Genomic DNA, 4,390 nt, shown 5'->3' on the forward strand with positions numbered 1-4,390 from the left:
CCCCCACCTTCGTCGTTTCAGCCGACGATGCGGCAGTGGGTCGTCAGAGCGCCGATTCCGTCGACGCCGACCGTGACGGTCGACCGGTCGCGCAGGAAGATCTGCGGGTCGCGTGAGTAGCCGGCGCCGCCCGGGCTTCCCGTGGAGATGAGCGTTCCAGGAAGCAGGGTCGCCGAGCGGGACAGGTGCGCGACGAGGGTCGCCACCGAGCGGATCATCTGCCCGGTCGAAGCATCCTGCACCGTCTGCCCGTCGACGATCGCCCAGATGTGCAGGTCTTGCGGGTCGGCGATCTCATCGGCCGTCACGACGAATGGACCGTTCGGCGTGAAGCCGTCGAACGACTTGCAGCGGGACCACTGCGCCTCGGAGAACTGGATATCGCGGGCCGTGATGTCGTTGACGACGGTGTAGCCCCACACGTGGTCGAGGGCGCGCGCCACGGTCACGTCCTTCGCGGGGCGTCCGATGATGACGCCGAGCTCCGCCTCGTAGTCGACCGACTCGCTGAGCGTACGCGGCCACGTCGTGGTGCGCTCGTGACCGGAGAGGGAGTTCGGCCACAGCACGAACACGGTCGGCGCGGTATCGGCTTTCAGGCCGAGTTCGCTGGAGTGCGCCGCGTAGTTCAATCCGATCGCGAGGACGACGGGTGGAGCGGGAACGGCCGGGCCGAACTCGAGATCCGTGAGCGGCACGCTCGGGGCATTCTCGGACGCCGCCCCAACCCGCGCGAGCAGCTCGTCTCCGCCTTCGATCAGCTGCTGCAGCGTGCGCGGCGCGCCTTCGAAGAGGCCGGCGACGGCCACGGCCCGCTCACCGTGGACCGCTGCCAGCTGCGGTTCATCCGTGGGGGGCAGCACGACATGGGCGAAACGCATCCGTCCAGGCTAATGCCCTCGGAACGGCCCCGTCTCGGAACGGCCGCCGTCGGACGCGCAGGTCCGCGGAACAGACTCAGCGCTCGGTGCCGCGGCGATGCCTGCGTGTCTCCCGAGCGCTGAGTTGGTCTGCCCCCATTGTCACCGGGAGTGGTCGGGCTCGTCAAGGGGGCTCGCGGCGGGGGTATGACCCCATACGGCGTGCTTGGATGGAGAGCATGACTGCAGAGCGCACCAAGCCCGAGTTCGACGCCCCCGAGGGCCCCGCCCCCGCCGACCTGGTCATCCGTGACCTCATTGTCGGCGACGGCCCCGAGGCGAAGCCCGGGGACACCGTCACCGTCCACTACGCCGGCGTGGAGTACGAATCCGGTGAGGAGTTCGACTCCTCTTGGGGTCGCGGTGAGTCGATCCAGTTCCCACTGCGCGGCCTCATCCAGGGCTGGCAGGACGGTATTCCCGGTATGAAGGTCGGCGGCCGCCGTGAACTGGTCATCCCGCCGCACCTCGCCTACGGACCCGCCGGCGGACACTTCCTTGGCGGCAAGACCCTGATCTTCATCATCGACCTGCTGAAGGTCGGCTGAGTTCACGGGATATTTACATTCGTGGGAATGGATATCCGCGAGGGGATGTTACCCCCCACAGGCCATCCCCCCACGATGTAAAGGACAACCATGACTGACACGACCACGACCGCTGCCATCGACATCCCCGGCTACAAGGCCGGCACTTGGGTGCTGGACCCCGCCCATAGCGAGGTCACGTTCTCCGTACGCCACATGATGATCTCCAAGGTGCGCGGCGTCTTCGGCCTCAAGAGCGCCACGATCGTCGCGCCCGAGAACCCGCTCGCCGCGGCGGTCACCGCTTCCGTGGACGTCGCCTCCGTGGACACGAAGGACGAGGGTCGCGACAACCACCTGCGCTCGGCCGACTTCTTCGACGCCGAGCAGTACCCGACGCTCGACTTCGTCTCGACCGGGGTGCGCTACGAGGGCGGCGACTTCCTCGTGGACGGCGACCTCACGATCCACGGCGTGACGAAGCCCGTCACCTTCACCGTCGAGTTCGGCGGATTCGGCACCGACCCGTGGGGCAACTACAAGGCCGGCGCGACGGCGACCGCCGTCGTCAACCGTGAGGACTTCGGCCTCACCTGGAACGCGGCGCTGGAGACCGGCGGTGTCCTCGTCGGCAAGGACGTCACCATCACGCTCGACCTGCAGGGCTCGCTTCAGGCCTGACAGTTCGTGCGACGTAGGGGGCGGATGCCGACGGCATCCGCCCCTGCCCCGTTTGAGGCCTGGGTTTTTCAGTAAGGGGGTACATTGGGGGTATGCCCAAGATCAGCATCTACGTTCCGGATGCGCTCTATGCCGAAGTGCGCGAGCGCGGCGTTGCCGTCTCAGCCGTGGCGCAGCAAGCGCTGGAGCAGGCGGTGCGGCGCGAGCGCAACGCCGCATGGCGTGCCGCGGCAGCCGCCCGAGCCCCACGGACGTCTCACGTGATCGACACGTCCGGGCTCCTTCGCGATGTGCGCGAGGAATTCGGCGAGTGATCGTCCTGGACGCGTCTGCGATCGTCGACGTGATCATCGATCAGCCGAACAAGACCACCCTGCTCGACTACTTCGATCGCGAGCTCGTCGCCCCGGCGCACCAGCCTGCCGAGGTGCTGTCGGCCATCGCGCGGTTGCGGCGCGCCGGCGAACTCAGCGACGCCATGGCACGTGACGCCGTCCGCGACGCCGCCGACCTGGTCCAGGAACTGGTCCCGCTCGATGGCGGGCTGCTCCGCAGAGCCCTCGAGCTCGACGGAAGGCTGCGCGTCGTAGACGCCCTCTACGTCGCCCTCGCCGAGCGGCTCGAGTGCCCGCTACTCACCTCCGATCACCGCCTGGCAGCGGCCGAACCGCCGTGCGAGATCGTCCTCGTCGGTGCCTGACACTGCTTCGCGTCCTACGGCACCGGGTTCTCGGCGTCGTACGCGCGGAAGGCCGGGTTGCGGCGTACGAGCATCGCAACCAGCCCCACGATGACGAAGCCGCCCAGTAACGGCGGGAACCAGAGCGAGGTGAAGGTCGCGAGAGTGCCGGCGTAGAGCGCGCCCAGGCGCGGGCCGCCGGCCACCACGACGATGAACACGCCCTGCAACCGGCCACGGATGCTGTCGGGAACGGCGGCCTGCATCATCGTCGATCGGTAGATCGCGCTGACGTTGTCGGTCGCGCCCGAGGCGGCCAGGGCGAGGCACCCGAGCGCGATCAGCGCGAGGTTCGGTGTGCTCTCGCCGACGCCGCCGTCGGCGAACAGCCCGACGGCGCCCATCACGAGCACGACGCCGAACAGGGCGATCGAGAGGCCGTAGCCCTGCACCGCCCGCTCGATGCCGCGACCGTGCCAGCGATACCTGCCGACCGGTCCGGAGAACAGGCTCGACAGGAACGCCCCCGCGGCGATCGACGCCGTGAGCGCTCCCGTCGTGATGGCGCCGCCGCCCAGGATCACGGTGCCGAGCGCGGGGAACAGCGCGATCGGCTGCCCGAAGGTCATCGCTGTGATGTCGAGCAGGTACTGCAGTCGGATGTTGGGCGCGCTGCGCAGGAAGGCGATGCCGTCGCGCAGCGACTCCAGCCCCGGCCGGACGATCTCGCCCTCGGGGCGGATGCTGGGGAGCGTCCACAGTCCGAGGAACAGCGACAGCATGAGGACGACGTCGATCGAGTACGTCCACGCGTAGCCCGTCAACGCGACGAGCACGCCGGCGAGCGCGGGGCCGCCCATCACCATGATGCCCATGGTGATGCCGCCCAGTGCCGACGCCGCCGGCAGCAACTCCCGGGGGAGCAGCCGCGGCGTGATCGCCGACCGCGCCGCCATCACGATCGAGTTCGCCGACGAATTGACGACCGAGAGCACGTAGAGCGACCAGACCGCCTCATTGCCCGACCAGGCGAGCCCCGCGAGCAGCAGGGTGGAGGCGAAGGTGACGGATGCCGCGACCAACGCCACGATGCGACGGTCGAACGCGTCTGCCAGCATCCCGCCGTAGAGTCCCGCCAGCACCATCGGAACGAGTCCGGCGACGGCGATCATCGACACGGCGAAGGTCGATCCGGTCAGCTCGAACATGTGCAGCATGACCGCGACGATCGTCAGCTGCCCGCCGAGGCCCGCGAGGGTGGAGCCGATCCACAGCCGTGCGAACGCGGGGCTGGCGCGGAACGGGCGCAGATCGATGAAGCTTTCGCGGGACAGCCGAGGCACCGTTCGAGCCTATGGCCTGGTAGACTCTTCAGGTTGCCGTTGGATCGGCCGCGGATAAAGAGAGCCCACGTATCAGGCGTCGGGCGCCGCGCAACGAGGAGAGAGGGGATCACCCTATGGCACTGGAAGCAGACGTCAAGAAGGCGATCATCGAAGAGTACGCGACGCACCCCGGTGACACCGGATCCCCCGAGGTGCAGGTCGCGATGCTGACGCAGCGCATCAAGGACCTCACCGAGC

Annotated in this window: 7 protein-coding genes; 5 read left to right on the forward strand and 2 right to left on the reverse strand. The window is 68.4% G+C overall.

Features of this window, described 5'->3' with window-relative positions; all coding sequences use genetic code 11:
* Nucleotides 1–17: 17 nt before the first annotated feature.
* The gene (locus WBP48_RS15545; RefSeq protein ID WP_424441662.1) at nt 18–881 is read right to left on the reverse strand and encodes a fumarylacetoacetate hydrolase family protein; all 864 of its coding nucleotides are present in this window, start codon (nt 879–881) and stop codon (nt 18–20) included.
* A gap of 218 nt (nt 882–1,099) precedes the next feature.
* On the opposite strand from WBP48_RS15545, the gene WBP48_RS15550 reads away from it, so the two are divergent.
* The 4 genes from WBP48_RS15550 (at nt 1,100) to WBP48_RS15565 (ending at nt 2,828) form a co-directional block, all read left to right on the forward strand.
* The gene (locus WBP48_RS15550) at nt 1,100–1,468 is read left to right on the forward strand and encodes an FKBP-type peptidyl-prolyl cis-trans isomerase (protein ID WP_424441663.1); all 369 of its coding nucleotides are present in this window, start codon (nt 1,100–1,102) and stop codon (nt 1,466–1,468) included.
* A gap of 90 nt (nt 1,469–1,558) precedes the next feature.
* Nucleotides 1,559–2,128 carry a YceI family protein gene (locus WBP48_RS15555; protein ID WP_424441664.1) on the forward strand — a complete coding sequence of 190 codons (570 nt, stop codon included), beginning with the start codon at nt 1,559–1,561 and terminating at the stop codon, nt 2,126–2,128.
* Nucleotides 2,129–2,220: 92 nt separating this feature from the next.
* Nucleotides 2,221–2,442: a type II toxin-antitoxin system CcdA family antitoxin gene (locus tag WBP48_RS15560; RefSeq protein WP_424441665.1), complete on the forward strand. Its 222-nt coding sequence runs from the start codon at nt 2,221–2,223 to the stop codon at nt 2,440–2,442.
* Nucleotides 2,439–2,828: a type II toxin-antitoxin system VapC family toxin gene (locus WBP48_RS15565; protein WP_424441666.1), complete on the forward strand. Its 390-nt coding sequence runs from the start codon at nt 2,439–2,441 to the stop codon at nt 2,826–2,828. The genes WBP48_RS15560 and WBP48_RS15565 overlap by 4 nt, the downstream gene beginning before the upstream one ends.
* A gap of 14 nt (nt 2,829–2,842) precedes the next feature.
* Here WBP48_RS15565 and WBP48_RS15570 read toward each other — a convergent pair whose 3' ends face one another.
* Entirely contained in the window at nt 2,843–4,150 is a 1,308-nt protein-coding gene (locus WBP48_RS15570) for an MFS transporter (protein ID WP_424441667.1), read from the reverse strand.
* A 116-nt stretch (nt 4,151–4,266) separates the two neighbouring features.
* Between WBP48_RS15570 and WBP48_RS15575 the strand changes: the two genes are divergently transcribed.
* Nucleotides 4,267–4,390, forward strand: a 124-nt coding sequence (locus WBP48_RS15575) for a 30S ribosomal protein S15 (RefSeq protein ID WP_424441668.1), incomplete at its 3' end; no start/stop codon positions are given.

The organism is Microbacterium sp., from assembly GCF_049661145.1.
Taxonomy (GTDB): domain Bacteria; phylum Actinomycetota; class Actinomycetes; order Actinomycetales; family Microbacteriaceae; genus Microbacterium.

What these genes read in the sequence shown, in the direction of transcription:
- WBP48_RS15555 (WP_424441664.1), top strand. Translation starts at nt 1,559, where the DNA reads ATGACTGACACGACCACGACCGCTGCCATCGACATCCCCGGCTACAAG.
- WBP48_RS15550 (WP_424441663.1), top strand. Translation starts at nt 1,100, where the DNA reads ATGACTGCAGAGCGCACCAAGCCCGAGTTCGACGCCCCCGAGGGCCCC.
- WBP48_RS15560 (WP_424441665.1), top strand. Translation starts at nt 2,221, where the DNA reads ATGCCCAAGATCAGCATCTACGTTCCGGATGCGCTCTATGCCGAAGTG.
- WBP48_RS15545 (WP_424441662.1), bottom strand. Translation starts at nt 881, where the DNA reads ATGCGTTTCGCCCATGTCGTGCTGCCCCCCACGGATGAACCGCAGCTG.